Genomic DNA, 26,084 nt, shown 5'->3' with positions numbered 1-26,084 from the left:
GGAACGTCGTCCTACGGGACGGCGCAGGCCGTGACAGGTGTTCCGGGTGGGGCCAGGGAGGTCAGGGGTCAGGGCGCCAGCCGCTTGAGGCGGGTCACCGCTTCCTCCAGCACGCTCGTCTGCTTGCAGAAGGCCCAGCGGACCTGGGCGGCGCCGGCGGTCTTGTCGTCGTAGAAGACCTGGTTCGGGATGGCGACCACGCCGCAGCGTTCGGGGAGGGCGCGGCAGAAGGCGAGGCCGTCCTTCTCGCCGAGGGGGGTGATGTCGGTGGTGACGAAGTACGTGCCCTGCGGGCGGAAGACCTCGAAACCGGCGGCGGCGAGACCGCCCGCGAGGAGGTCGCGCTTGGCGGCCAGGTCGGCGCGGAGCGTGTCGTAGTACGTGTCGGGCAGGGCGAGGGCCTGGGCGATGGCGTACTGGAACGGGCCCGAGGAGACGTACGTCAGGAACTGCTTGGCCGAGCGGACCGCCGTGACCAGTTCCGGGGGCGCGGTGACCCAGCCGACCTTCCAGCCCGTGAACGAGAAGGTCTTGCCGGCCGACGAGATGGTGACCGTGCGCTCGCGCATGCCCGGGAAACCGGCCAGGGGCGTGTGGGAGCCCTCGAAGACCAGGTGCTCGTACACCTCGTCCGTCACGACCAGCAGGTCGCGCTCCACCGCCAGCTCGGCGACGGCGGCGAGTTCGGCCGGGGTCAGGACGGTGCCGGTCGGGTTGTGCGGGGTGTTCAGCAGGAGCAGGCGGGTGCGCGGGGTGACGGCGGCGCGCAGCTCGTCCAGGTCGAGAACGAAGGCCCCCGCGTGCGGACGCAGGGTGACGGGAACGCGGACCGCGCCGGCCATCGCGATGCAGGCCGCGTACGAGTCGTAGAACGGTTCGAGGGCGATGACCTCGTCGCCCGGTTCGAGCAGGGCGAGGAGGGCGGCGGCGATGGCCTCCGTCGCCCCCGCCGTGACCAGGACCTCGGTGTCCGGGTCGTACTCCAGCCCGTAGAAACGCTGCTGGTGGGCGGCGATCGCGGTGCGCAGCTCGGGGATGCCGGGGCCCGGCGGGTACTGGTTGCCGAGGCCGGTGAGGACCGCGTCCGCAGCGGCCCGGGCGATCTCGCGCGGCCCGTCGGTGTCGGGGAAGCCCTGGCCGAGGTTGATCGATCCGGTGCGGGTGGCCAGCGCCGACATCTCGGCGAAGATCGTGGTGCCGAAGGCCGCCAGCCGGCGGTTCAGGAAGGGGCGGTCGCTGCTGCTCACGGGTGTGCTCATGACGTCATCCTGCGGGCAACCTCTGGAGTTGCTCAAGTGTGCTTTGGCCCGCCGCACCCGGGGGCATTCCCCCTGCACACGGGACGCGGAGCTCCCGGACCCGGAGGACCGGGGGAACGACGGAACAGAGGGGGCGGGGACATGTTCCTGACCGTAGTGAGCTTGTTGGTGATCGCCGGGATCGTCGTGGGGGTGGCCGTCTACGTCCTCAAAGGCATACAGGACCGGAAGGACTGGAAGAAGCGTGCCGGTGTGGGGCGGCGGGTGACGCGCGGCAGCGGATCGGCCGGCTCTTCGAGTTCCTGGGCGAGCGGCTCCAGCTCCTGCGGATCGTCGTCCTCCTCCTGCGGGTCCTCGTCCGGGTCCTCGTCCGGGTCGTCCTCCTCCTGCGGTGGCGGCGGAGGGTGCGGTTCCAGCTGACACGGCACAGCGGGAACCGGCAACGGGGATGGGAATGGGGACGGGGATGGGAACGGGCAACCTGGACCTGGGGACCTGGGGACCTGGGGACCCGGGGGCCTGGACCGGCAACCGGAACGGGCCGCTGCGCAGGGCGGTGGCCACCGGGTACGCGGGGACTCCTGGGGCCGCTTCCTCAGGGTTTATCCCAGGTCGTCCCCTCTGTCGCACCGCGGTTCGGCCCCCGTGCGGTGCTCGGCGGGTGTCCCCCGGACGGCCCACGGCGCGGCCCTGACGGGTGTCTGCGCCAAGGGGCACGGGGCGTAACGTGTTGAACACGTGAACTGCGTAGCCCCCGGGGGGATGTAAACCCCTTCAAGTTGGGTAAAAACGCTGTGAGTGCCGTGTCATCCATGATTCCCTCGGTTGAGTAGACCAGTCCTCGGACCTCCCGGGACTTCCTGTGGACCCGTGCCGGTGTCCCCCACCCGTTGACGACCGCTGGCGGGGCCCGGCCCATCTCCCTCGCGCGTTTGCGGAGCCGACTCATGCTCACGACCCTCCAGACCACCTATACCGACACGCGTGCCGCCGACCTCGCCTGGGCCCTGGGTCGGGACCGGCTGCCCGCTCTGGCCGTACTGAACCTCGAACTGGCCGACGCAAAAGTGGAGTTGCGCCTGCTCGGGGCCTCCCACCAGGTACTTCTGGAGGAAGGGGACGTGCTCTGCTCGGAGACGGTCGCCTGCATGCCCGGCAGCAGCACCCCGCTGCCGCTCGGTGTGGCCAAGCGGGTCGGCGACTGGGAGTACGAGTTCGCCGCACGGGTCGAGACCCTCTCCCGGTCCTGTTTCGCGGGCCGGGCGCAGGAGCTGCTCGCGCTGGTCGCGGATCACCCGAACGGGCTAGCCGGCACCTTCCCGGGCAGCCCGCACGCCTTCACCGCCCTGCTCGCACAGCGTGACGAAGGGCAGGTGCGCTGGCGGACCTGGCACGCGTACCCGCAGGAAGGCCAGCTGGTGGCCACCCGGACGCGGGTCGGGGTGCGCGCCGGCGTCACGGTGGCCGCGGCCACGTCGGCCGCGGGGGCGCCCGCGCTGCTGTGACGGCGGCCCGACCCGGTGGTCGGACGGCCGGTGGTCGGACGGTCGATGGCTGGTGGCCGGGCGGTCGATGGCCGGCGGGCCGTGGACAGTGAGCCCTGGACGGCGGGTCGTGGGGCGTGGGCAGCGGCCTGCGAAGGGGTTCCGGACACGGCGCCGGGCCGGTCGCCCAGGCCGTGCGGAGGCCACTCCAACGCGCTTGGGCGCCGCATCACTTGAACTCCTGCGGGTGACAAGGCGTGAGCTTATGGTGACGTACGGTTCGCTGTATGATCGACCGTTCCGCCCCGCGCCGGGTGCTCCCGTCCCCGGAGCCGCAGGGCACGGTGACCGTCCCGGCCGCCCTGCCCGTACGGCCCCGGACCGGCCGACTGCTCGTCCTGGCCACCGTGTTCGTCTGCGCCGCCTGCGGCCTCGTGTACGAACTGGAGCTGCTCGCCCTCGGCTCCTACCTCATCGGGGATTCCGTCACCCAGGCGTCGGTCGTGCTCTCCGTCATGGTCTTCGCCATGGGCGTCGGCTCCTTGCTCGCCAAACGGCTCCGGTCCCGGCCCGCCTTCGGCTTCGGCGCCGTCGAGGCCGTCCTCGCGCTGCTCGGCGGGCTCTCGGCCATGGCCCTGTACGCGAGTTTCGCCTGGCTGGGCGAGTCCCGGCCCGTGCTCATCGCGTTCTCCTTCGCCATCGGAGTGCTCATCGGCGCCGAGATCCCGCTGCTGATGGTCCTCATCCAGCGCGTCCGCAGACAGGACGCGGGCGGGGCCGTCGCCGACCTCTTCGCCGCCGACTACGTGGGCGCCCTCGTCGGCGGGCTCGCCTTCCCCTTCCTGCTGCTGCCCGTGTTCGGGCAGCTCACCGGCGCCATGCTCACCGGCGTCGTCAACGCGGCCGTCGGCGGCGCCCTGGTGCTCTGGCTGTTCCGCCGCGATCTGAGCCGGCGGGGCCGCTGGCTGCTGATCGCGGTGAACCTGACCGTGCTGGCCCTCCTCGCCACCGCGACCGTCCTCGTCGACGACTTCGAGCGGGTGGCCCGGCGCGCCGTCTACGGCGGCGAGGTGCGGGTCGCCGTCCGCACCGAAGTGCAGGAACTGGTGCTCACCGGGCCGCCCACGGGCTCCCCGCGCTCCCTCGACCTCTACCTCGACGGCCGGCTGCGGGTCAGCGGATACGACGAGTACCGCTACCACGAGGCCCTCGTCCACCCGGCGATGAGCGGCCCCCACCAGCGCGTCCTCGTCCTCGGCGGGGGCGACGGGCTCGCCGCGCGCGAGGTGCTGCGCTACCCGGACGTCGCCTCGGTCACCGTCGTCGAGCTCGACCCCGGCGTGGTCCGGCTGGCCCGCACCGACCCGATGCTCTCCGCGCTCAACGGCCGGGTGTACGAGGACCCGCGCCTCGGCGTCGTCACCGAGGACGCGTTCGGCTGGCTGCGCCGCCCGGCCACCCGGGACCGGTTCGACGTCATCGTCTCCGACCTCCCCGACCCGGGCATCACCCCCAGCACGAAGCTGTACTCGCAGGAGTTCTACGGGCTGGCCGTGCGGGCCCTGCGCCCCGGCGGCCGGATCGCCGTGCACGCGGGGCCGCCGGTCACGCGCCCGCACACGTACTGGACGGTCGAGTCCACCCTCCGCTCGGCCGGGCTGCGCACCGCCCCTTACAGCGCGGGCGGCCGTCTCTCGGGCTTCGCCGCGGGCCCGGACCGCAGCCCCGGCGGGAGCGGCGCGCCGTCGCAGGACTGGGGGTTCCTGCTGGCCGCCCGCGAACGGGTCCCGGCGCTGCGCGTGGACCACGAGGCCCCCCGGCCGCGCTCGCTCTCCACCCGCGTCCTGGCGGACGCCGCGCGCGACACGGAACGGACCCGGATTCCCGGCCTCGCGCCGTCGACCTTGTCGCGCCCGCGCTACTCGTGAGCCGGACCGTCCCGTTGCCGTTGCCGTTGCCGTTGCCGTTGCCGTGTCGCGGTGGCCGGTCCGGGTCGGCCCGGACCGGTCGTGTCCTGGTGGCCGGACCGTCCCGGTAGTCGGACCGTCCCGGTTCGGGCCGGTTCGGATCGGCTGCCGGAGGAGCTGTTTCGGGGTGTTGCCGCTCGACCGGGTACGAGGGCGGGTCTCGTCGGTAGGCTCGACCGCATGGAGTATCAGGTGTTCGTGCCGGTACCGGCAGACGACCTCCGCGCCGTGCTGCGCGACCCCGCCCGGCTCGCCCGCTGCGTGCCAGGGCTCCAGCAGGACGCCGACGCCGGGTCCGGGCCGCTCTCGGGCCGGCTGAAGGTCCGGGTCGACGGGCACACCGTGACCTACCGGGGGGCGCTGGTCCTCACCGAGCGGGGGCCGGACCATTTCACCGTCGACGGTGAGGGCGCGGAGATCCGGGGCAACGGGCGCATCGGGGTCTCCCTCGCGTTGCGGCTGACCCCGGTGGAGGCCGGTACCCGGCTGGGGTTCACGGCCGACGCCACCGCCGGGGGGCGCACCGCCACCTTCTCCCCGGAGGCCACCGCCGTCGCCGTGCGCCGCCTGCTCGACCGGGCGGCCGGCCAGCTCACCGCCCTGGCCACGGCGCCCGCCCCCGGCCCCGGGGCCGCGCCCGATGCCGGGTCCGGGTCCGGGTCCGGGTCCGGCGGGTCCGCCGGGTCCGGCGTAGAGATCACCGACCCCGTGGCCGAGGCCGAGGACGCCGCCGTGGACGACGGCGCCGAAGACACCCAGGTCACCGAGGTCACAGAGGTCACCGAGGTCACCGAGTCCGTCTTCGACACCGAGGTGCCGCCCTCGTCCCTGGACCCGTCGCAGGAACCCCTCCTCGACAGCGACCTCGGTGACCTGGGAGAACTCAGCGAGCTCAGCGAACTCGGCGGCACCCCGAGACCCCCGGCCGAGGCCGCCCACGCCCGCCGGACCATGATCGGCCGTAGCGCCGAGGAGGTGGACCACGCCCCTCCGCGCGGTCGTTACGCCCCGGTTCCCGTGCCCTCCTCCGCCACGGCCGTCGGCAGCCTGCGCTGGATCGCCCCGGCCGCAGCCCTCGCCCTGGCTTCGGCGGTCGTGGCCGCCCGGGCCCTGCGCCGCCGCCGCTGACCCGGGCGGCACGCTACGGCGACCTGGGAAGGTCCGCCCGAGCCGTGCCGTCCGGGGGTGTGACCTGGCCTGGTGCTGTGACCGGGAAGGTTTGCGGGTGGGCCCGCGGCGTCCGGTGCGACTGCGTTCGCTGCGCTCACTTCGTCTCGGCTCTTGCCTTGATCCTTCGGATGCCGAGCGCATCGCAAGGCGGAGGGGCGCCCGTAGTACTGGACGTACTTGGGCGACCCGACAACATCGCGAGGTGCCGTGCCGGGCGTCGCGGGCCGGTGAACCTTCCCGGTCACAGCACTAGGGTCGGTTCCATGACTACGCAACTGAGCGCCGGCGGCGCCGAGGTGACCGTCGACCAGGAGAACGGCTGCCGGATCAGCAGTCTGCGCATCGACGGCACGGAGCTGCTGCGCCAGGGCCCCACGTACGGGTCCTTCCCGATGGTCCCCTGGTGCGGGCGCACCGAGAACGGCCGGTTCCGTGACGGTGCGGCCGTCCATCAGCTCCCGCTCAACCACCCGCCGCACGCCATCCACGGCTTCGGCCGGGGCGCGGCCTGGAGCCCGGCCCGGGTCTCCGGCGCCGAGGCGGCCTTCACGTACGACCTCGCCGACCCGTGGCCGTACCCCGGCCGGGTCACCCAGCTCTTCGAGCTGGCCGAGGACGCGCTGACGCTCACCATGGGCGTCGAGACGTTCGGCGACTCCTTCCCCGCCCAGGCCGGGTGGCACCCCTGGTTCCTGCGGAACCTCGGCCTCGGGGGCGCGGACGTGGAGATCGGCTTCGACCCCGCCTGGCAGGAGGAGCGCGGCGACGACCACATCCCCACCGGCAGGCGCATCGCCCCCCTGCCCGGTCCCTGGGACGACTGCTTCGGCATGCCGGACGGCGTCGACGTCACCCTCACCTGGCCCGGCGCCCTGGAGTTGCGGCTCACCAGCCGCGCCGAATGGGTCGTCGTCTACGACGAGCAGGCCGAGGCGGTCTGTGTGGAGCCGCAGTCCGGCCCGCCGAACGGGCTGAACACCCTGCCGCGCCTGGTCACGCCCGTGGACCCGCTGGAGATCTCCACCACGTGGACCTGGCGGCGGCTCTCGTAGCCCCCGGCGCGCATCTAAGCTCGTGGGCATGAGTGACCTCAACGAAGTAACGCCGTCCGGCACACGCGATGCGCTTCTGCAGCAGATCAAGGACAAGGCCGTCGTGCACGGCAAGGTGATCCTCTCCTCCGGGAAGGAGGCCGACTACTACATCGACCTCCGCCGGATCACCCTGGACGGCGAGGCCGCACCGCTGGTCGGGCAGGTCATGCTCGACCTCACCGCCGACCTCGACTTCGACTGCGTCGGCGGGCTGACGCTGGGCGCCGACCCGGTCGCGACCTCGATGCTGCACGCCTCCGCCGCGCGTGGCCGGCGCCTGGACGCCTTCGTCGTCCGCAAGGCGCAGAAGGCGCACGGCATGCAGCGCCGGATCGAGGGCGCCGAGGTGAAGGGCAAGCGCTGCCTGGTGGTCGAGGACACCTCGACCACCGGCGGCTCCCCGCTGACGGCCGTCGAGGCGGTCCGTGAGGCAGGTGGCGAGGTCGTCGCGGTCGCGACGATCGTGGACCGCGGTGCCTCCGAGGCCATCGCCGGCGCGGGCCTCCCGTACCTCACCGGTTACCGTCTCGGCGACCTGGGCCTCTCCTAGTCACTCAGTCACTTCGCTGCCTGCCGGCCTGCCGGTCCGGCAGGCCGGCAGGCGGCGAAGCCCGGCGGGCAGGCCTCGCCGACTCCGGTGTCCTGCCTGTCTGTCGTGACAGGTCCGGGGCCGGACCTGGACGGAACCCGGGTGGGCGCTCGGGGCCCTCGGGTGCCCGTGTCGGTCCGGTTCGGCCCGGTTCGGCATAACTGGTGACGAAGGTCCCCATACCTCGGTCAGGCGGTCCTGACCTGGCCTTTTCCGCTCGGGGCCAATGTTTCACGTGAAACGGTGGTCCTGAGCGGCCCGTGCTGGGCGACCGTCGGGGTGGAGTGTCGTGCGGAGTCTGGAAGGATGGCCCCGACGATGACGTCGCCCCCAGGTCAGGGCCCGCAATAAGCGCCCCACCCGCACATCACAAGGAGCGGACAGATGCCCATCGCAACCCCCGAGGTCTACAACGAGATGCTCGACCGGGCGAAGGCAGGCAAGTTCGCCTACCCGGCCATCAACGTGACCTCGACCCAGACCCTGCACGCTGCGCTGCGCGGCTTCGCGGAGGCCGAGAGCGACGGCATCATCCAGATCTCCACCGGTGGTGCGGAGTTCCTGGGTGGCCAGTACAAGAAGGACATGGTCACGGGCGCGGTGGCCCTGGCCGAGTTCGCGCACATCGTTGCCGCCAAGTACGACATCACGGTCGCGCTGCACACCGACCACTGCCCCAAGGACAAGCTCGACGGCTACGTCCGTCCGCTCCTTGAGGTCTCGGCCGAGCGTGTGGCCCGCGGTCTGAACCCGCTCTTCCAGTCGCACATGTGGGACGGCTCCGCCGAGACCCTGGCCGACAACCTGGCCATCGGTCAGGAACTGCTCGCCAAGGCCGCCGCCGCGAAGATCATCCTTGAGGTCGAGATCACCCCGACCGGCGGTGAGGAGGACGGCGTCAGCCACGAGATCAACGACGAGCTGTACACCACCGTCGACGACGCGCTGCGCACCGCCGAGGCCCTGGGCCTGGGCGAGAAGGGCCGCTACCTGCTGGCCGCCTCCTTCGGCAACGTCCACGGCGTCTACAAGCCGGGCAACGTCGTCCTGCGCCCCGAGCTTCTCAAGGACCTCCAGGCCGGTGTCAGCGAGAAGTACGGCCAGGCCGCCGGAAGCCAGCCGTTCGACTTCGTCTTCCACGGCGGCTCGGGCTCCACGGCCGAGGAGATCGCCACCGCGCTGGAGAACGGCGTCGTGAAGATGAACCTCGACACCGACACCCAGTACGCCTTCACCCGCCCGGTCGTGGACCACATGTTCCGCAACTACGACGGTGTCCTGAAGGTCGACGGCGAGGTCGGCACGAAGTCCACCTATGACCCGCGCACCTGGGGCAAGCTGGCCGAGGCCGGCATGGCCAAGCGTGTCACCCAGGCCTGCGCGGACCTGCGCTCCACCGGTACCCGCATCAAGTAGGACCGCTTTCCACCGAGGGGGGGGGGGGGGGGGGGGGGGGGGGGGGGGGGGGGGGGGGGGCGCGGGGGGGGGGCGCGGGCGGGGGGGGGGGGGGGCCCCCCCCCCCCCCCCCCCCCCCCCCCCCCCCACCGCTGTCAGGCCGGGGGCTCGGCGGGGGCGATGGGGTCGGGGAACAGGCCGGCCACGAGTTCGGCCATCGTCACGGTCGGGCCGGCCTCGGCGAGGACGGCTTCCGCCTCCCGGGTCAGGAGGGCGTCGGACGCCTCCTCCAGGGCTTCGTGGGCTCGGGCATGCGCGCAGCGTATGCGGCGACGCCCGTACCCGGCCCGGACAGCCGCCCGGCCTGGTCCGGTGGCGGAGCGGTGGCGGAGCGGAGGGGGTCGGGGAGGGGTGGCAGGGGGCGAAAGTCCCGGGTCGGCGACGAACTTCGTGAAGTTCTTCACAAGGAAAAAGGGCCTGATGGGCCAAGACAATGGCACTTCGGCGCGCGGCCGGGGGTCGTAGGTCCCTTTTCTCCGCGCGTCCGCGCCGACGGCGGAGGGTGTCCGGTCGTCGCCGCGAGGGCCCGCAGGGCCGGTGGTCTACCCCGTGGAGCGGCCCGGAGGCCAGTTCAGGACAGGTGATCAACGACTTCGGCCACGCCGTGGTTCCCGTTTCGGGACATGACCTCCGTCACGTGGGCCGCGCAGTGTAGCAGAGGGTGCCCCGCACCTTGTGAAGGGGCTCACGAGCATGGCCCAGTCGGGTGCTGGATACTCGTTTCCATGAGCACCACGGAGCGTCCCAGAATCCTCGTTGTAGGAGGTGGGTACGTAGGTCTGTACGCGGCCAAGCGCATCATGAAGAAGATGCGCTACGGCGAGGCGACCGTCACGGTCGTCGATCCGCGCTCGTACATGACTTACCAGCCCTTCCTTCCCGAAGTGGCCGCAGGCAGCATCTCGCCTCGGCACGTCGTCGTCCCGCTGCGACGCGTGCTGCCCAAGGCTGAGGTTCTCACCGGCCGGGTCACCAGCATCGACCAGGACCGCAAGGTCGCCGTCGTCACGCCGCTGGTCGGCGAGGCGTACGAGCTGCCCTTCGACTACCTGGTGATCGCGCTCGGAGCCGTCTCCCGCACCTTCCCGATCCCCGGCCTCGCCGAGCAGGGCATCGGCATGAAGGGCGTCGAGGAGGGCATCGGCCTGCGCAACCACGTCCTGGAGCAGCTCGACAAGGCCGAGTCCACGACGGACGAGGACATCCGCCGCAAGGCCCTCACCTTCGTCTTCATCGGCGGCGGCTTCGCCGGCGCGGAGACCATCGGTGAGGTCGAGGACATGGCCCGCGACGCCGTGAAGTACTACTCCACGATCAAGCGCGAGGACATGCGCTTCATCCTGGTCGACGCGGCCGACAAGATCCTCCCCGAGGTCGGGCCCAAGCTCGGCACCTGGGGCAAGGAGCACCTGGAGTCCCGCGGCATCGAGATCTACCTCAGCACCTCCATGGACTCCTGCGTGGACGGCCACGTGGTGCTGAAGAACGGCCTCGAAGTCGACTCCAACACCCTGGTGTGGACCGCCGGCGTCAAGCCCAACCCGGTGCTGGTCCGCTACGGCCTCCCGCTGGGCCCCCGCGGCCACGTCGACGCCCAGCCGACCCTCCAGGTCACGGGCACCGACTACATCTGGACCGCGGGCGACAACGCCCAGGTGCCCGACGTCGCGGCCCGCAAGGCCGGCGTCGAGAACGCCTGGTGCCCGCCGAACGCCCAGCACGCGCTGCGCCAGGCCAAGGTCCTCGGCGACAACGTCATCTCCGGCATGCGCGGCTTCCCGCAGGCCGAGTACGCGCACTCCAACAAGGGTGCGGTGGCGGGCCTCGGCCTCCACAAGGGCGTCGCGATGATCGTCGTCGGCAAGACGAAGATCAAGCTCAAGGGCCGGCTCGCCTGGTACATGCACCGTGGCTACCACGGCATGGCCATGCCGACCTGGAACCGCAAGATCCGCGTCTTCGCCGACTGGACCCTCGCGATGTTCCTCAAGCGCGAGGTCGTCTCCCTCGGTGCGCTGGAGACCCCCCGCGAGGAGTTCTACGAGGCCGCCAAGCCGGCCCCGGCCCCGGCCGCCGCCGCCGCGCCGGCCCAGAAGGCCAAGGCCTCCTGACCCGGCGCGACCGGTAGGACCCTGAGCACGACCCCGAAAGGGCCGCCCGCCATCCGTGGTGCGGGCGGCCCTTTCGGCGTCCCCGTCCGCTTATCCGGGCTCCGGGAGGGGTAGAGGCATGCGTCGAAACCTTTCTGGAGGTGTGCACGCCATGAACGACGCCGCTCCGCGGCTGGCCGCCCTTGCCGAGGCCCTGCTCGGCGCCCCGCTGCCCGTGCGTGTCCGCGCATGGGACGGCAGCGAGGCCGGCCCGTCCACCGGACCCGTACTCGTCTTCCACCACCGGCGCGCCCTGCGGCGCATCCTGTGGAAACCGGGCGAGCTGGGCCTGGCACGCGCCTGGGTGGCGGGCGACCTGACCGTCGAGGGCGACCTGTACGCCCTGCTGGACCTGGTCGCCGGACTGCTCTGGGAACGCGACCGCGCACCACAGGCCCCGCCCCCCGCCGCACGCGGGCTGCGGGGGGCCGCCGCCGGGCTCGTGGAGCGCGTCGCCGACCCGGTGGCCCTGCTGCGCGACCGGGAGCGCCGGGACGCCGTACGCGGGCTCATACAGCTGGCCCGGCCCCTGCCCGCGCCCCCGCCGCCGCCCGAGGAGGCCGTCCGCGTCGCCGGGCCCCGCCACACCAAGGGCCGCGACCGCAAGGCCATCAGCCACCACTACGACGTCGGCAACGACTTCTACGAGCGGGTGCTGGGCCCCTCGATGGTCTACTCCTGCGCCTACTGGAGCCCCGGCTCCACCCTGGAGGAGGCCCAGCGCGACAAGCTGGACCTGGTCTGCCGCAAACTCGCGCTCCGCCCCGGCCAGCGGCTCCTGGACGTCGGCTGCGGCTGGGGCTCCATGGCGCTGCACGCGGCCCGCGAGTACGGCGTCCAGGTCACCGGTGTCACGCTCTCGCGCGAGCAGGCCGCCTACGCCCGCAAGCGCGTCGCGCAGGAGGGGCTCGCCGACCTGGTCGAGATCCGCATCCAGGACTACCGGGACGTCGAGGACGGCCCGTACGACGCGATCTCCTCCATCGGGATGGCCGAACACGTCGGGTCCGAGCGCTATCGCGAGTACGCCCGCACCCTGTACGCGCTGCTGCGCCCCGGCGGCCGGCTGCTGAACCACCAGATCGCCCGGCGGCCGGAGGCCGACGAGTCGGCGTACCGCATCGACGAGTTCATCGACGCCTACGTCTTCCCCGACGGGGAGCTCTCCCCGCTCGGCACCACCGTGGGCGAGCTGGAGCGGGCCGGTTTCGAGGTCCGCGACGTCGAGGCGCTGCGCGAGCACTACGCGCTCACCCTGCGGGCCTGGGTGGCGCGGCTGGAGGACCACTGGGAGGAGGCGTTACGCCTCACCTCCCCGGGCCGGGCCCGGGTCTGGCTGCTGTACATGGCCGCCTCGGCGCTCGCGTTCGAGCACGGCCGGATCGGGGTCAACCAGGTGCTCGCCGTGAAGGCGTCGGCGCGCGGCGACGCGCGGCTGCCGCTGCGGCTGCGCACCTGGGGCGCGTAACCCCGTACGGCCGGCGCCCCGCGGGGCGGGACACGGCAGGGCCCCGGGGCGCGTCGTCCGCCGCTTGGGTTCCAGTGGTCGTTGCAACACCGCCTGGTTTTAGGTGGTGAGTAGATCACGTAGACGCTCGGCTGGGTTTGCCCAGCCGAGCGTCTTGCGTGGGCGGCCGTTGAGTTCCTGGGCGACGTGTTCGAGGTCTTCGGGGCTGTGGACGTTCAGGTCGGTGCCTTTGGGGAAGTACTGGCGCAGGAGTCCGTTGGTGTTTTCGTTGGAGCCGCGCTGCCAGGGTGAGGCGGGGTCGCAGAAGTAGACGGGCATGCCGGTGGCCAGGGTGAACTGCTTGTGGCGTGCCATCTCGCTGCCCTGGTCCCAGGTGAGGGAGCCGCGCAGGTGTGCGGGCAGGGTCTGGATGGTGCGGACAAGGCCGTCGCGGACGGTTTCGGCGTCGTGGGCTCCGCCGGGCAGGTGGACCAGCATCGTGTAGCGGGTGGTCCGCTCGACCAGGGTGGCGATCGCGGAGCGGCTGTTCGCGCCGATGATCAGGTCGCCTTCCCAGTGACCGGGCACCGCCCGGTCCTCGATGCTGGCGGGGCGGTCGCTGATCATCACCATCGGGTCGGTGAACCGCGGCGTGCGTGCGGCAGGGTCGCGGTGGGGTTTGCGGCGGGTGCGTCCGCTGCGTATCGCGGCCTGCACTTCCCGCTTCAGGCCGCCACGGGCCTGGAAATACAGTGCCTGGTAGATCGTTTCCACGCTCACCCGCATGCTCTGGTCGTCGGGATGCTCCTGGACCAAAGCGTGGCAGATCTGCTCCGGTGACCACCGCATGCGCAGTCCGTCGCGGACGAAGCCGCGCAGCGGGCTCTCGTGCAACAGTTTGCGGTCCTTGGGGCGTGGCCTGCGTGAGGCGGCTGCCCGGTGCGCGGCATAGGGCTGGTAGCCCTGGGTGCCCGAGTTCGCCCGGATCTCCCGCATGACCGTGCCGGCCGGCCCAGAGCCTGGCCGATCGCCCGCAGCGACTGCCCGGCGGCATGAAGATCACGGATCTGCTCCCGCTCGGCGAGCGTCAGGAACCTCGGGTGCAGGTGCTTCTCCAGGGCCGCCAGGCCCACCGGTGCTGTAGTCACACCGCCCATCGTGACGGTCCCCGTGGTGTAGTCGACACGGCGGCCGTCGGCGTAGGTCCGGGAGGTGCTGCTCTTCTTGACGCCCCAGTCCCAGTCCTTGGCCGTGCGCTCGTTCACGCCGACCTGCCGGGCCGCCACCCGACGCGCGACACCGGCGGCACGCAGACGCTCGTACTCCTCACGCCCAGGATGCCGTCGTGACAGGCGCACAGATCCACGACCGGCTTTTCTGGCCCAGCCGAAGGCCGTGTTCCGGTTCACCCCCAGCTCACGAGCCACCACCGTCACGTTCCCCACGACATCCAGCCGCGCGAGAAAACGCTCCCTCAACCCCGCAAGATCAACCAGCTCAACGGCCACGGTCCTCGCAACTCCCACAGATCGCGGGTGTTGCGAGGACCGTTAGAACCCAAGCCGCCCCGGGGCCCTGCCGTGTCCGTACCGTCGCGCGGTGACGCGGCCGCGCCGTTACTCGGTCTTGATCGCCGTCAGCATGTTCAGGCGGGCGGCGCTGCGGGCCGGCCACATGGCGGCCAGGACACCGACCACACCGGCCAGCAGCAGGAAGACGCCGATCCGGCCGAAGGGCAGGACGAGCGCGTACTCCGGGATGGCCTTGGAGAAGGTGGTGCCGATCGCCCAGGCGAGGAAGACGCCGATGGTGATGCCCAGGACCGCGCCGAAGAGCGAGATCACCACGGCCTCCAGGCGGATCATGTTCTTGACCCGGCTCCGGTCGAGGCCGATCGCCCGCAGCATGCCGATCTCCTGGGTCCGCTCGAAGACGGACATCGCCAGGGTGTTGACCACGCCGAGCACCGAGATGATCAGCGCCATGCCGAGCAGGCCGTACATGATGTTCAGCGCCATGTTGATCATGCCGCCCATCTCGTTGCGCATGTCCTGCTGGGTGGCGACGGTCATCGCCGGGTTGTTGCCGAGGGCGTCGACGACGCTCTGCTGGCCGGCCTTGGTCTCGCCGCCCGTGGTGCTGACGTAGACCCCGGGGATGTACAGGTCCTCGGTGTGGGCGGTCAGGATCTTCTCGTCCACGACGTACGGGTCGAGCAGGCCTTCGAGGTCCTTGTAGATCCCGCCGACCTTCAGCTGGGCCTTCTCGCCGTCGTCGAACCGGACCGGGAGGGTGGAACCGACCGAGAGCTTGTCCTTCTTCGCGGTCTTCTCCGCGACGAGGACCTCGCCCTTGCCGAGGCTGTCCAGCGAACCGCTGAGGACCTTGATGTTCAGCAGCTCGCCGATGGCGGCCGGGTTGACGCCCGAGGCGGAACGGAAGTCCTCGCCGACCTGGAGGGAGCCCATGACCTGCGGGGAGACGGCCTTGATGCCGGGGGTCCTGGCCAGGGTCTCGGCCACGGACTTGTCGAGCGAGCCGATGCCACCGGACATGGAGACCCGGTAGTCGGCCTTCAGCTTGTCCGTGCTCATCCGGTCCACGGCCTTGCCGATGGTGATGCCGAGCACCGACAGGGTGGTGACCAGGGTCAGGCCGATGGCCAGCGAGGCGGCGGTGACGGCGGTGCGGCGCGGGTTGCGCACGGCGTTCTGCGCGGCCAGCTTGCCGGGGACCCCGAAGACGCGCTCCAGGACGGGGCGGATGGCCGCGATGACCGGCCGCGACAGCAGCGGGAGCAGCACGATCAGGCCGATGAGCAGGAGAAACGCGCCCCCACCGAGGGTGGTGCGGCCGGAGCTGCCGCCCATGCTCACGCCGAGCAGGACCACGGCGACACCGGCGAGGCCGATGATCGAGCCGAGGACGTTGCGCAGGACCAGGGACTTGGCGGAGGCCGGCAGGTGGGCGCTGCCCATGGCGGCGACGGGGGCGATGCGGCCGGTGCGCCAGGCGGGCACGACGGCGGAGAGGACGGTGACGAGGACGCCGATGGCGACGGCCGACAGGATCGTGGCCGGGGCGATCACCAGGTCGCCTTCGGGCATCTTGGCGTCGAGCAGGCCCATGGCGGAGCGCATGGCGACCGCCAGGCCGATGCCGCTGAGCAGGCCGATGACGGAGGAGACGACGCCGATGACGGACGCCTCGGCCAGGACGGACTTCATGACCTGGCCGCGCTTGGCGCCGATGGCGCGCAGCAGCGCCAGTTCCTTGGTGCGCTGGGCGACCAGCATGGTGAAGGTGTTGTAGATCAGGAAGACGCCGACGAAGAGCGAGATGCCGGCGAAGGCGAGCAGCATGCTGCTCATGCCGCTCATCTCCTTCTTGATGTCCGCGGCCTGCTGCGTGGCCAGCTGCTTGCCGGTCTTGGCCGTGGTGGCCTCGGGGTCGAGGAGCGGCGTGACGGCGGCGAGGACCTGGTCGGCGGAGGTGCCGGCCTTGGCGCCGACGGACAGCTCGGTGTAGAAACCGGGCTTGAGGTAGAGGGTCTGGGCGACCTTGGTGTCGAAGAGGACCAGGCTGCCGCCCGCGTTGACGGCGCCGTCCTCGGTGGTGAAGACACCGGCGAGGGTGAACTCCTTGACCGGGCCGTTGGTGGCCACGCGGACCTTGTCGCCGACCTTGTACCTGCCCTTGTCCGCGGTCGCCCGGTCCAGGGCTATCTGGTCGTCCTTGACGGGGCCGGTGCCGGTGGTGAAGGCGTAGCGGGAGTCCTTGCCGTCCTTGGCGGGGGCGTAGTTGGCGCCCTGGTTGGCCCAGCCGGAGCCGATGAGCTTGCCGTTCTCGTCGCCGACGCCGGCGAAGCCGGAGACCCGGCCGGAGACGGTGGAGACGCCGTCGGCCTTGGCGACCTTGTCGAGGGTCTGCTGGCTGATGCCGGGGTCGCCCTGCTTCTTGCCGTCGTCGCCGCGGGTCTGGCCGTAGGAGGTGACGGAGACGGCGACGCCGTCGTAGCTCTTGGCGGCCTGGCCGGAGAGGGCCTTGCCGAGGGTGTCGGTGAAGACGAGGGTGCCGGAGACGAAGGCGACGCCGAGGGTGACGGCGAGCACCGTCATCAGCAGCCTGGCCTTGTGCGCGAGCACGTTGCGCAGGGCGGTACGGAACATGGTGGAGGAGTCCAGAGGTCGGGGTGGTCAGCGGAGGCCGGGCGGGGGCGGGGGCCTCAGCTGGTGCGGCCCTTGGCGTCGAACGCCTTCATGCGGTCCAGTACGCCGTCGGCGGTGGGGCTGTGCATCTCGTCGACGATGCGGCCGTCGGCGAGGAAGATGACGCGGTCGGCGTAGGAGGCGGCGGCCGGGTCGTGGGTGACCATGACGACGGTCTGGCCGAGCTCGCGCACCGAGTTGCGCAGGAAGCCGAGGACCTCGGCGCCGGAGCGGGAGTCGAGGTTGCCGGTGGGCTCGTCGCCGAAGATGATCTCGGGGCGGGAGGCGAGGGCGCGGGCCACGGCCACGCGCTGCTGCTGGCCGCCGGAGAGCTGGGTCGGGCGGTGGCCGAGCCGCTCGGAGAGGCCGACCATGCCGATCACCGAGTTCAGCCACTGCTGGTCGGGCTTGCGGCCGGCGATGTCCATGGGGAGCGTGATGTTCTCCAGGGCGGTCAGGGTCGGCAGCAGGTTGAACGCCTGGAAGATGAAGCCGATCTTGTCCCGGCGCAACTGGGTGAGCTGCTTGTCCTTGAGGGTGCCCAGCTCGGTCTCGCCGATGCGCACGGAGCCGGAGGAGAAGGTGTCCAGGCCGGCGACGCAGTGCATCAGCGTGGACTTGCCGGAGCCCGAAGGACCCATGATCGCCGTGAACTGGCCCTGGGCGAAGTCGACGGAGACGTTGTCCAGGGCGACCACCTGGGTCTCGCCCTGGCCGTACACCTTGGAGAGGCCGGTGGCGCGGGCGGCCACGGCCTGGGTGGTGTGCGGGGCGTAGTTCATGGTGGTCACGGGACGGCTCCTCGGTCTCGGTGCGGGACCTCTCCATCCTCGTGGCGGGCACCCCCGGCGCGGATCAGCCGACGAGCTTGTCCATGGGCCCACTGGAGGCTGATCGCGGGGCCGTGGGACTCCTCCTCTGGGATGACCTGTGCCCTGACCTGCGGATGACGGGCCGGGGCCGGGCCGCGGTCGGGCGGTGGCCGTCCGGGGCGCGGGTGCCGCTCGGGTGCCGGGCGCCGCTTCGGTCACGGTCCGCTGATGGGCCGGTCACCGTCCGGTGGTGGTCCGGGGTGGCGGGAGGTGGCGCGGCGGGGTGGCGGAGGCCGTCGAAATCCCGTCATTCCCGGACCCGGGGCAACCGGTGGAGGAAAGGTCCAGACCGCGCCTTCTCGGGTCTGACGGACCCTCAAGCGCCAATAAAATCAGACAACATCGGATACTTTCCCGGTCGGCCGGGAGGGGGTTCCGGATAGGCTCGGATCAAGAGTTCAGGGCTTTCTGCGGGGGCCCCTGCGCCTTGCCCGGATGGTGGAATGCAGACACGGCGAGCTTAAACCTCGCTGACCTTCGGGTCGTGCCGGTTCGAGTCCGGCTCCGGGCACTCCCGCACCCCTCCCCCCTGCGGCCCCCCCCGCGAGGCCGCCGCGCGGCTCTTCCGGATAACCCCTGCGCTTCGCCGCGCCGTCTCCTAAGATCCTCCTCCAGCAGTAGGGTGCTTCCTTTGCGAACGCATTACTCTGGATGGCAAGGCCGCGCTCGGTGGCCACGGAGGAGTGAGATGAGGAGCAGTAACCCGGTCTTCTCGCGACGGGGGTTCAGCCGCGACAACGGCGGCTACGCGGGCTTTGACGCGCAGCAGCAGGCCGGGACCGCGACCAACCCGTACGCGACGAACCCGTACGCGACCGACCCCGCCACCGGAATGCCGCAGGCCCCGGCCCGCGCCGGTGTGATGACCATCGACGACGTCGTGAGCCGTACGGCCATGACGCTCGGCACGGTCGTCCTGACGGCCACCCTCGCCTGGGTCGCGCTCCCGGTCGACCCGGCGAACGTGAACAAGTCGTACGGCATCGCCATCGGGGCCGCGCTCATCGCGTTCGTCTTCGCGATGATCCAGTCCTTCAAGAGCAAGGCCGTCCCGGCGGTCATCCTCGCCTACGCGGCCTTCGAGGGTGTCTTCCTCGGCGTCATCAGCTCGGCCGTCTCCACCTACATCGGCGCCGGCGTGGTCGTCCAGGCCGTCATGGGCACGATGTGTGTCTTCGCGGCCGTGCTCTTCGCGTACAAGATGCGCTGGATCAGGGTCAACCGCCGCTTCACCGGCTTCGTGATGGCCGCGGCCATGGGCTTCATGCTGCTCATGCTCGCGAACCTGCTGTTCTCGGTCTTCGCGGGCGGTGACGGCCTCGGCTTCCGCAGCGGTGGCCTCGGCATCCTGTTCGGTGTCATCGGCGTCATCCTCGGCGCCTGCTTCCTCGCCCTGGACTTCAAGCAGGTCGAGGACGGCGTGACCTACGGCGCCCCGCGCGAGGAGTCCTGGCTGGCGGCCTTCGGCCTCACCATGACCCTGGTCTGGATCTACCTGGAGATGCTGCGCCTCTTCCAGCTCCTGTCGGGCGACGACTAGCAGCACCCGCGCGGCGCGCCGTGGCGCCGCCGCGCACGCGGGACAGCAGCAGCAAGCAGCAGAGGAAGGCCCCGCGAGCACCGCTCGCGGGGCCTTCCCGCGTCCCGCGTCCTGTGTTCCGTCCCGCGTCCCGGGGGCGACGGGAGGGGAACCGGGCGGTCAGCCGAACCGGCGGGCCGCCCTGCGCAGGTGGTACTCGTGGACGATCGCCTTGGCCTGGCCGTAGGACAGTTCGTACGCGCCGCGCAACCAGCTGACCCTCTCCCACGGCCGGACCAGGGAGGGGCCCTCGTCGACGGTGCGGAGCCAGTCGGAGAGCTCACGACCGGTGGCCCGGGGGATTCTGTCGATCATGTTGCGGTGGGTCTGCTCGGAGAACTCTACGGACATGGGCGCCTCCGGAGGTGTCGCCGTGCTGTTCTCTTCCCCGACACCGTGCCCGAGCCTTCGCCCCTTGGCAATGGTGCGCGGGCGGCGCGGTAGGGTCGGCCGGGTGCTCGATACCTCGCCCCTGACCGCCGCCGTGGAACGCCTCGCCGACCGGCTGCGGGCCACACCGCAGAGCCGGCTCCAGCGGGGAGCCGCCGCCCGGGGCCTGGAACTGGCCCGGGAGCTCTCCGTACGGGCGCAGCGGCTCGAAGGACCCGGGCAGGCCCGGGGGGCGGCTCCGGCGCGGGTGATGCCGGACGCGGGCGTCTTCGCCGTCGGGGACCAGGTCGCGGTGGCCGGCACGGACCTCGCCGAGGCCCTGCGCGCCGCCGGGGCCCACGACGGCGAGCAGGCCCCGTCCGAGGTGCTGGACGAGGCCGTGCGGCTGGTGGAACGGGCGGACGAGGACGTCAGGGCGGTGTGACGGCCGCCGGGGCGATGGCCCCGGGGCGGTCGGACCGTTCCGTGTGTCGGAGCGGTCCGGTCGGACATCCGGTCGGTCCGGTCAGAGGGACGCGATGACGCGGTCCGCCAGGATGTAGACGTTGCTGTCGGGGTCCTCGGTGTCACCGCAGGAGAAGGTCAGCGCGTAGGCGCCGGAGATGCCCGAGCCGCCCAGCAGGACCGGCGCGGTGCCCGCGCGCAGGGCCTCGGCCAGCCGCTCGGCGGTCTCCCGGTGGCCCGGGGTCATACAGAGCGTGGTGCCGTCGGTGAAGACGTACACGTCGAGCGTGCCCAGCGGGCCGGGACGGACGTCCGCGAGGGCCGTGCGGGCCTCGGCCAGCTCCTCCAGGCGGTTGACCGTGCGCTCGTGGTCGGCCCCCGGGTGCGCCTGGACCGGGACGAAATCGGGGTGCGAGGGGTGCCGGCGCCGGGCGGCGGCCAGCTCGGGGGAGTCCTCGGGGTAATCGTCGAGGAAGTCGTCGCCGGTCACCGGCTCCAGACCGACCAGATCGGCCTGGCGGGGCAGGTAGACCGGGCTCTCGTCACCCAGACCGGACAGCCCGCCCAGCAGCGAAGGGGCGTCGGCGGCGTCCCGGGCCTCCTGCGCGGCCCAGAAGGCCCGCGCCTCGGCCAGCTCGCGCTCCCGCTCCTCGGCCAGGGCCTCGGCCACGGCGGCTCGTATCTCCGCGGCGGAGGACTCGACGGCGCTGCGCGCGTGCGGGACGGCCGCACCGTGCGGGTGCGCCGCCCGTTCCGCCAGATCGCCGCGCAGGGCCGTGACCTGCCCTCGCAGGGCGTGGACGGCGTGCAGCGCAGCAGCGCCCAGGGCCGTGGCGGCGGCCGTGGTCAGCAGCAGGGCAAGAGACAAGGCGCTCACTGGCTCACTCCCGGTTGTTTCGGTCCCCCGACTTCCTACATCAGCTTGTCCCGGCCTGGGAATGGCGTGCAGTGCATTACGTCATGAATTGGACAGGTCTTTCGTCCCGTTCGTTCCGGCTAAAACCAGCCTGACCTGCATGGATTCCGAAACCTCGGGAGGTAGGTCACATCCTGGGTGAGATTCGGTCACAGGTCGGCCGCGACGGGGTTGGAACCGGCACCCGTACGCCCCAAGGATCGGCCCGGCCCCTTGCGCCGCACCAGCGCGCCACAAGGACCCGGCTCGACCCGGCTCGGCCGCAGGCCGGCGGCCCAGCCCCGCCGCGGCTCAGCTCCGCCGCACACCTCTTGTGGTCGCGCTGAACTTCGCCTTCGCTGCGGGCGGGTGCCGTCCCTCGTGCCTCGGGACGACCCCCACCCTCCGCTGCGGCTCAGCTCAGCCGCTCGATGACCATGGCCATGCCCTGCCCGCCGCCCACGCACATGGTTTCGAGGCCGAACTGCTTGTCGTGGAACTGGAGGCTGTTGATCAGGGTGCCGGTGATCCGGGCGCCGGTCATGCCGAAGGGGTGGCCGACGGCGATGGCGCCGCCGTTGACGTTCAGCTTGTCCAGGTCCACGCCCAGGTCGCGGTACGAGGGGATCACCTGGGCGGCGAACGCCTCGTTGATCTCGACCAGGTCGATGTCGCCGATGGTCAGACCGGCCCGCCTGAGGGCCTGCCGGGACGCCTCGACCGGGCCCAGGCCCATGATCTCGGGGGAGAGCCCGGTGACGCCGGTGGAGACGATCCGGGCCAGCGGGGTCAGGCCCAGCTCCCGCGCCTTGGTGTCGCTCATGATGACCACCGCCGCGGCGCCGTCGTTCAGCGGACAGCAGTTGCCGGCCGTGATCAGGCCGTCGGGGCGGAAGACCGGCTTGAGGCCCTGCACGCCCTCCAGGGTGACCCCGGCGCGCGGGCCGTCGTCCTTGCTGACCACGGTGCCGTCCGGGGTGGTGACGGGGGTGATCTCGCGGGCCCAGAAGCCGTTCTCGACGGCCTTCTCCGCGAGGTTCTGCGAGCGGACGCCGAACTCGTCCATGTCCTGGCGGGTCACGCCTTTGAGGCGGGCCAGGTTCTCGGCGGTCTGGCCCATCGCGATGTAGGCGTCGGGGACGAGCCCGTCCTCGCGCGGGTCGTGCCAGGAGGCGCCGGTGCTCAGGGCGACCTCGGCCGTACGGGACTCCGCGTCGGCGAAGAACGGGTTGTGGGTGTCGGGCTGGCCGTCGGAGGAGCCCTTCACGGAGCGGGAGACCATCTCGACGCCCGCCGAGATGAAGACGTCGCCCTCGCCCGCCCTGATGGCGTGCAGGGCCATCCGGGAGGTCTGCAGGGAGGAGGAGCAGTAACGGGTGATCGTGCAGCCCGGCAGGTGGTCCATGCCCATCTGCACGGCGACGATCCGGCCGAGGTTGTGGCCCTGCTCGCCGCCGGGGAGGCCGCAGCCGAGCATCAGGTCGTCGATCTCGCGCGGGTCCAGCCCCGGGACCTTGGCGAGGGCGGCCTGGATGACCGTGGCCGTCAGGTCGTCCGGACGGACGTCCTTGAGGGACCCCTTGAAGGCGCGCCCGATCGGCGAGCGGGCGGTGGAAACGATGACGGCTTCGGGCATCGGGACTCCAGAGGGTGCGTTGCTGCGGCTGCGGTGGGCTGCGGGCCCCCGGCGGTCGTCGTGCCGGGACCGGAAGCGAAGTTACCGGCCCGTACCGTTCCGGTCACCGGCCCGGGCGTGTGATGCCGGTCGCTCCGCGGGGTGCGGGGAGGGCCGGTGCGGGGGGTCCGGCCCGCCGTGCCGTTCCCGTGCCGTTTCCGGGTCGCGCCGTTCTCCGCGCCGGGGCGCCCGTCCGGCCGGGCCGGGGTCAGGCCGGGCCGGAGAGGCGGCTGCTGCCGGAGGCCGTGGCCTCCGTCCCGCCCGCCTCCTGCGGCCGGGTCCCGGCGCCGTCGCCGGTGCCGGTGCCGGTGCTGTCCCCGGTGCTGTCCCCGGTGCTGTCTCCGTTCCCGCTCTCGTTGCCGTTGCCGTCGCCGTTCTCGTTCCCGGCGCCGGCTGCGGGGAGTTCCTCGCCCGGGACCCGCCTGCGGCGGCGGTACTTGAGCAGGGCCCAGGGGCCGCGCGCGCCGGTGACCTCGGTGCCCGCCTGGCCGGCCGCCGCCGAGGCCGCCTTGGCCACCGGCATCATGTCCTCGTTGCGGGACACGTCCAGCCGGTCCGACCCGGGCCACAGGCCGAGCGACGCGCACAGGGTCGGCAGCACGGCCATGGCGGCGGTCGCGTACCCCTCCGCCGACGGGTGGTAGGAGTCCGGGCCGAACATCTCGCGGGGGTTGGCGGCGAACTCGGGGCCCAGCAGGTCGCCCATGGAGACCGTACGGGCGCCCAGCGCGACCACTCCTATCGTCTGGGCGGCGGCGAGCTGGCGCGAGACCCGGCGGGCCATCCAGCGCAGCGGCTGGTAGACCGGCTCGATCGTGCCCAGGTCGGGGCAGGTGCCGACGACGACCTCCGCGCCGGCCAGCCGCAGCCTGCGGACGGCCGAGGTCAGCAGCCGCACCGACTGGGTCGGTGGCATCCGGTGGGTCACGTCGTTGGCGCCGATCATGATCACGCAGACGTCCGGCGGCGCCGCGTCACCGTCGAGCAGCAGCCCCGCCTGCCGGTCCAGGTCGTCGGACATGGCCCCCGACAGGGCCACGTTGCGCAGCTCCACCGGGCGCTCGGCCACCGCCGCCAGTCCGGAGGCCAGCAGGGCGGCCGGGGTCTGCCGGGCGCGCCGCACGCCGAGTCCGGCCGCCGTGGAGTCGCCCAGCATGCCCAGCCGCAGCGGCGCCGGGCCCGGCGCGGGTCCGGCGAACTCGCTCCCGTACAGCCCGTCCGCGCGCGGCGGATCGGGCAGGCCGGTGCCCACCGTCCGCTTGGCGAACTGCACCTCGGCCAGTACCAGTCCCACGGTGGCGACCCCGACCAGCCCGAGTCCGCCCCCGCCGTACGCTGCCCCCGCCGCGATCCGGCGGGCCGTTCTCGCCCTGGACACCCTCAGCCACCTCCTTCGCTCTGTTGACCTTCCTGCCCCGTACGTACGGTCGGCCAATCCCCTTTCCGCATACTCTGGCCGGACCTCCCGGAGAACCCGTGGAGTCCCCTCCTTGGAGAACATGGTGCAATTCCACGACTCGATGATCAGCCTCGTCGGCAACACCCCGCTGGTGAAGCTCAACCGTGTGACCGAAGGTCTGCGGGCCACCGTCCTCGCGAAGGTCGAGTACTTCAATCCCGGCGGATCGGTGAAGGACCGGATCGCCGTACGGATGATCGAGGCCGCCGAGCAGAGCGGAGCCCTCCGGCCCGGCGGCACCATCGTGGAGCCGACCAGCGGCAACACGGGTGTAGGACTCGCCATCGTGGCCCAGCAGAAGGGCTACAAGTGCATCTTCGTCTGCCCTGACAAGGTGTCCCTGGACAAGATCAACGTGATGCGCGCGTACGGCGCCGAGGTCGTGGTCTGCCCGACCGCCGTCGACCCCGAGCACCCGGACTCGTACTACAACGTCTCCGACCGCCTCGTGCGCGAGACGCCCGGCGCCTGGAAGCCCGACCAGTACAGCAACCCGAACAACCCCCGTTCGCACTACGAGACCACCGGCCCCGAGCTGTGGGAGCAGACGGACGGCCGGATCACCCACTTCGTGGCCGGTGTCGGCACGGGCGGCACGATCTCCGGCACCGGCGGGTACCTGAAGGAGGCGTCCGGCGGCAAGGTCAGGATCATCGGCGCCGACCCCGAGGGCTCGGTCTACTCCGGCGGCTCGGGCCGTCCGTACCTCGTCGAGGGCGTCGGCGAGGACTTCTGGCCGACCGCCTACGACAGCAACGTGACGGACGAGATCATCGCGGTGTCCGACAAGGACTCCTTCCAGATGACCCGCCGGCTGGCGAAGGAGGAGGGGCTGCTCGTCGGCGGTTCCTGCGGCATGGCGGTGGTGGCCGCGCTGCGCGCCGCCGAGAGCCTGGGCCCGGACGACGTGGTCGTCGTCCTGCTGCCGGACAGCGGACGCGGCTACCTCAGCAAGATCTTCAGCGACGAGTGGATGGCCGGGCACGGCTTCCTGGAGGAGGCCGGCCCCGCCGCGCGCATCGGCCAGGTGCTGGCCGACAAGGAGGGCGGCATCCCGTCCCTCGTCCACATGCACCCCGAGGAGACGGTGGGCGAGGCGATCGAGGTCCTGCGCGAGTACGGCGTCTCGCAGATGCCGATCGTCAAGCCGGGCGCCGGTCACCCGGACGTGATGGCGGCCGAGGTCATCGGCTCGGTGGTCGAGAAGGAGCTGCTGGCGGCGCTGTTCGCGCAGCGGGCCTCGCTGTCCGACCCGCTGGAGAAGCACATGAGCGCGCCGCTGCCGCAGGTCGGCTCGGGCGAGCCGGTCTCCGAGCTGATGACGGTGCTCGGCACGGCGGACGCGGCGATCGTGCTGGTCGAGGGCAAGCCGACCGGTGTGGTGAGCCGCCAGGACCTGCTGGCGTTCCTGGCCCGCAACGCGAAGTAGCCGACGGGGCTGGCGGGGCTGGCGGGGCTGGCGGGGCCTGTGGGGCTTGCGGGGCGCCTGAGGGGGCGGGGTGGCGCCCCGGCCCGGGTGCCCGCGCGCGCCGTCGTACCGTTCCCGTCGCCCTGTTCCCGTCGTGCCGGGTCCGTCATGTCGTTCCCGTCGTGCGAACGGCACGGGCCCGACATGTGACGGCAGCACCGGCTTAACACGGCTGCGGCACAGTAGGGGGTGTCGGCGGGGCCCGGGAGACCGGCCCCGGCCGATGCCACCGAACGGTGTTGCGCGGCTCCGGAGCGGCTCCCGGACCGCGTGGACGCCACGGATACGGACGGCCCTGACCCGCCCCGTGTCCTTCGCGGGGACCGCCGTCGTCCCGCCTCCCGGGAAACCGGGGGTGCGGCGGTTCCCGCGCACACTCGTGTCCCGGGCCCACCTCCTGCCGGGAGCCGGGAGCCGGGAGCCGGGAGCCGGGAGCCGGGAGCCGGGCGCGCCGGACCGGCCCTGCGGCCGGGGTGCCC

Annotated in this window: 20 protein-coding genes, 1 tRNA gene and 1 pseudogene; 12 read left to right on the top strand and 10 right to left on the bottom strand. The window is 72.0% G+C overall.

The features are described 5' to 3' along the window. Positions 1 to 68: 68 nt before the first annotated feature. On the bottom strand, positions 69 to 1,259 hold the full coding sequence (locus tag ACIA5F_RS00345) for a pyridoxal phosphate-dependent aminotransferase (protein ID WP_399347493.1): 1,191 nt from the start codon (positions 1,257 to 1,259) through the stop codon (positions 69 to 71). 200 nt (positions 1,260 to 1,459) lie between these two features. Further along, a complete protein-coding gene (locus tag ACIA5F_RS00340) occupies positions 1,460 to 1,687 on the bottom strand; it encodes a hypothetical protein (protein ID WP_399347491.1) in 228 nt (75 codons plus the stop codon). 519 nt (positions 1,688 to 2,206) lie between these two features. Between ACIA5F_RS00340 and ACIA5F_RS00335 the strand changes: the two genes are divergently transcribed. From ACIA5F_RS00335 to fbaA, 6 genes are all read left to right on the top strand, one after another. Next, a complete protein-coding gene (locus tag ACIA5F_RS00335) occupies positions 2,207 to 2,764 on the top strand; it encodes a DUF2617 family protein (protein WP_399347489.1) in 558 nt (185 codons plus the stop codon). Positions 2,765 to 3,030: 266 nt separating this feature from the next. Further along, entirely contained in the window at positions 3,031 to 4,671 is a 1,641-nt protein-coding gene (locus ACIA5F_RS00330; protein WP_399347487.1) for a polyamine aminopropyltransferase, read from the top strand. Positions 4,672 to 4,890: 219 nt separating this feature from the next. Next, entirely contained in the window at positions 4,891 to 5,838 is a 948-nt protein-coding gene (locus ACIA5F_RS00325; protein WP_399347485.1) for an SRPBCC domain-containing protein, read from the top strand. 305 nt (positions 5,839 to 6,143) lie between these two features. Further along, the gene (locus ACIA5F_RS00320) at positions 6,144 to 6,932 is read left to right on the top strand and encodes an aldose 1-epimerase (RefSeq protein WP_399347483.1); all 789 of its coding nucleotides are present in this window, start codon (positions 6,144 to 6,146) and stop codon (positions 6,930 to 6,932) included. Positions 6,933 to 6,960: 28 nt separating this feature from the next. Further along, a complete protein-coding gene (gene pyrE, locus ACIA5F_RS00315) occupies positions 6,961 to 7,524 on the top strand; it encodes an orotate phosphoribosyltransferase (RefSeq protein WP_399347481.1) in 564 nt (187 codons plus the stop codon). Positions 7,525 to 7,947: 423 nt separating this feature from the next. Next, positions 7,948 to 8,979: a class II fructose-bisphosphate aldolase gene (fbaA, locus tag ACIA5F_RS00310; protein WP_399347479.1), complete on the top strand. Its 1,032-nt coding sequence runs from the start codon at positions 7,948 to 7,950 to the stop codon at positions 8,977 to 8,979. A 134-nt stretch (positions 8,980 to 9,113) separates the two neighbouring features. Here the strand turns inward: fbaA and ACIA5F_RS00305 are convergent, their stop codons facing one another. Further along, positions 9,114 to 9,422: a hypothetical protein gene (locus ACIA5F_RS00305; RefSeq protein WP_399347477.1), complete on the bottom strand. Its 309-nt coding sequence runs from the start codon at positions 9,420 to 9,422 to the stop codon at positions 9,114 to 9,116. A gap of 321 nt (positions 9,423 to 9,743) precedes the next feature. Here ACIA5F_RS00305 and ACIA5F_RS00300 point away from each other — a divergent pair, with 321 nt between their 5' ends. Together ACIA5F_RS00300 and ACIA5F_RS00295 are read left to right on the top strand one after the other, a co-directional pair. Further along, the gene (locus tag ACIA5F_RS00300; RefSeq protein ID WP_399347475.1) at positions 9,744 to 11,129 is read left to right on the top strand and encodes an NAD(P)/FAD-dependent oxidoreductase; all 1,386 of its coding nucleotides are present in this window, start codon (positions 9,744 to 9,746) and stop codon (positions 11,127 to 11,129) included. Positions 11,130 to 11,280: 151 nt separating this feature from the next. Beyond that, positions 11,281 to 12,636, top strand: a complete 1,356-nt coding sequence (locus tag ACIA5F_RS00295; RefSeq protein WP_399347473.1) for a class I SAM-dependent methyltransferase — start codon at positions 11,281 to 11,283, stop codon at positions 12,634 to 12,636. Between the two features lie 99 nt (positions 12,637 to 12,735). On the opposite strand, the pseudogene ACIA5F_RS00290 reads toward ACIA5F_RS00295, so the two are convergent. The 3 genes and pseudogenes from ACIA5F_RS00290 to ACIA5F_RS00280 all read right to left on the bottom strand — a co-directional run bounded on the left by ACIA5F_RS00290 (position 12,736) and on the right by ACIA5F_RS00280 (position 17,605). Further along, positions 12,736 to 13,772: pseudogene (locus ACIA5F_RS00290) on the bottom strand (IS30 family transposase). Positions 13,773 to 14,231: 459 nt separating this feature from the next. Further along, positions 14,232 to 16,784, bottom strand: coding sequence for an ABC transporter permease (locus ACIA5F_RS00285; RefSeq protein ID WP_399347471.1), 2,553 nt, complete (start codon positions 16,782 to 16,784; stop codon positions 14,232 to 14,234). A 56-nt stretch (positions 16,785 to 16,840) separates the two neighbouring features. After that, positions 16,841 to 17,605 carry an ABC transporter ATP-binding protein gene (locus ACIA5F_RS00280; RefSeq protein WP_399348144.1) on the bottom strand — a complete coding sequence of 255 codons (765 nt, stop codon included), beginning with the start codon at positions 17,603 to 17,605 and terminating at the stop codon, positions 16,841 to 16,843. Positions 17,606 to 18,124: 519 nt separating this feature from the next. Between ACIA5F_RS00280 and ACIA5F_RS00275 the strand changes: the two genes are divergently transcribed. Continuing rightward, positions 18,125 to 18,206 (top strand) — tRNA-Leu (locus ACIA5F_RS00275). Between the two features lie 177 nt (positions 18,207 to 18,383). Continuing rightward, positions 18,384 to 19,235 carry a Bax inhibitor-1/YccA family protein gene (locus ACIA5F_RS00270; RefSeq protein WP_399347469.1) on the top strand — a complete coding sequence of 284 codons (852 nt, stop codon included), beginning with the start codon at positions 18,384 to 18,386 and terminating at the stop codon, positions 19,233 to 19,235. 159 nt (positions 19,236 to 19,394) lie between these two features. On the opposite strand, the gene ACIA5F_RS00265 is transcribed toward ACIA5F_RS00270, so the two are convergent. Then, entirely contained in the window at positions 19,395 to 19,625 is a 231-nt protein-coding gene (locus tag ACIA5F_RS00265; RefSeq protein WP_399347467.1) for a DUF4287 domain-containing protein, read from the bottom strand. 103 nt (positions 19,626 to 19,728) lie between these two features. On the opposite strand from ACIA5F_RS00265, the gene ACIA5F_RS00260 reads away from it, so the two are divergent. Next, positions 19,729 to 20,088, top strand: a complete 360-nt coding sequence (locus tag ACIA5F_RS00260; RefSeq protein ID WP_399347465.1) for a hypothetical protein — start codon at positions 19,729 to 19,731, stop codon at positions 20,086 to 20,088. A gap of 81 nt (positions 20,089 to 20,169) precedes the next feature. Here ACIA5F_RS00260 and ACIA5F_RS00255 read toward each other — a convergent pair whose 3' ends face one another. From ACIA5F_RS00255 to ACIA5F_RS00245, 3 genes are all read right to left on the bottom strand, one after another. Next, a complete protein-coding gene (locus ACIA5F_RS00255; protein ID WP_399347463.1) occupies positions 20,170 to 20,985 on the bottom strand; it encodes a hypothetical protein in 816 nt (271 codons plus the stop codon). A gap of 433 nt (positions 20,986 to 21,418) precedes the next feature. Further along, positions 21,419 to 22,639 (bottom strand): acetyl-CoA C-acetyltransferase, encoded by a 1,221-nt coding sequence (locus tag ACIA5F_RS00250; protein ID WP_399347461.1) that lies wholly within the window; start codon positions 22,637 to 22,639, stop codon positions 21,419 to 21,421. A 247-nt stretch (positions 22,640 to 22,886) separates the two neighbouring features. After that, positions 22,887 to 24,056 (bottom strand): SGNH/GDSL hydrolase family protein, encoded by a 1,170-nt coding sequence (locus ACIA5F_RS00245; protein ID WP_399347459.1) that lies wholly within the window; start codon positions 24,054 to 24,056, stop codon positions 22,887 to 22,889. A gap of 124 nt (positions 24,057 to 24,180) precedes the next feature. Here ACIA5F_RS00245 and ACIA5F_RS00240 point away from each other — a divergent pair, with 124 nt between their 5' ends. Beyond that, positions 24,181 to 25,566, top strand: a complete 1,386-nt coding sequence (locus ACIA5F_RS00240; protein WP_399348142.1) for a cystathionine beta-synthase — start codon at positions 24,181 to 24,183, stop codon at positions 25,564 to 25,566. The last annotated feature ends 518 nt before the right edge of the window (positions 25,567 to 26,084 follow it).

The organism is Streptomyces sp. NPDC051567 (assembly GCF_044454165.1).
GTDB lineage: Bacteria > Actinomycetota > Actinomycetes > Streptomycetales > Streptomycetaceae > Streptomyces.
The sequence above is the reverse complement of the archived record's forward strand: the minus strand, read 5'-3'. Positions and strand labels throughout refer to the sequence as shown.

Bases quoted from the DNA above. Each gene is read 5' to 3' on its own strand.
- ACIA5F_RS00325 (WP_399347485.1), top strand. From the start codon at position 4,891: ATGGAGTATCAGGTGTTCGTGCCGGTACCGGCAGACGACCTCCGCGCC.
- ACIA5F_RS00320 (WP_399347483.1), top strand. From the start codon at position 6,144: ATGACTACGCAACTGAGCGCCGGCGGCGCCGAGGTGACCGTCGACCAG.
- ACIA5F_RS00270 (WP_399347469.1), top strand. From the start codon at position 18,384: ATGAGGAGCAGTAACCCGGTCTTCTCGCGACGGGGGTTCAGCCGCGAC.
- ACIA5F_RS00285 (WP_399347471.1), bottom strand. From the start codon at position 16,784: ATGTTCCGTACCGCCCTGCGCAACGTGCTCGCGCACAAGGCCAGGCTG.
- ACIA5F_RS00330 (WP_399347487.1), top strand. From the start codon at position 3,031: ATGATCGACCGTTCCGCCCCGCGCCGGGTGCTCCCGTCCCCGGAGCCG.
- pyrE (WP_399347481.1), top strand. From the start codon at position 6,961: ATGAGTGACCTCAACGAAGTAACGCCGTCCGGCACACGCGATGCGCTT.
- ACIA5F_RS00345 (WP_399347493.1), bottom strand. From the start codon at position 1,259: ATGAGCACACCCGTGAGCAGCAGCGACCGCCCCTTCCTGAACCGCCGG.
- ACIA5F_RS00250 (WP_399347461.1), bottom strand. From the start codon at position 22,639: ATGCCCGAAGCCGTCATCGTTTCCACCGCCCGCTCGCCGATCGGGCGC.
- ACIA5F_RS00265 (WP_399347467.1), bottom strand. From the start codon at position 19,625: ATGTCCGTAGAGTTCTCCGAGCAGACCCACCGCAACATGATCGACAGA.
- ACIA5F_RS00280 (WP_399348144.1), bottom strand. From the start codon at position 17,605: ATGAACTACGCCCCGCACACCACCCAGGCCGTGGCCGCCCGCGCCACC.
- ACIA5F_RS00295 (WP_399347473.1), top strand. From the start codon at position 11,281: ATGAACGACGCCGCTCCGCGGCTGGCCGCCCTTGCCGAGGCCCTGCTC.
- ACIA5F_RS00335 (WP_399347489.1), top strand. From the start codon at position 2,207: ATGCTCACGACCCTCCAGACCACCTATACCGACACGCGTGCCGCCGAC.
- fbaA (WP_399347479.1), top strand. From the start codon at position 7,948: ATGCCCATCGCAACCCCCGAGGTCTACAACGAGATGCTCGACCGGGCG.
- ACIA5F_RS00300 (WP_399347475.1), top strand. From the start codon at position 9,744: ATGAGCACCACGGAGCGTCCCAGAATCCTCGTTGTAGGAGGTGGGTAC.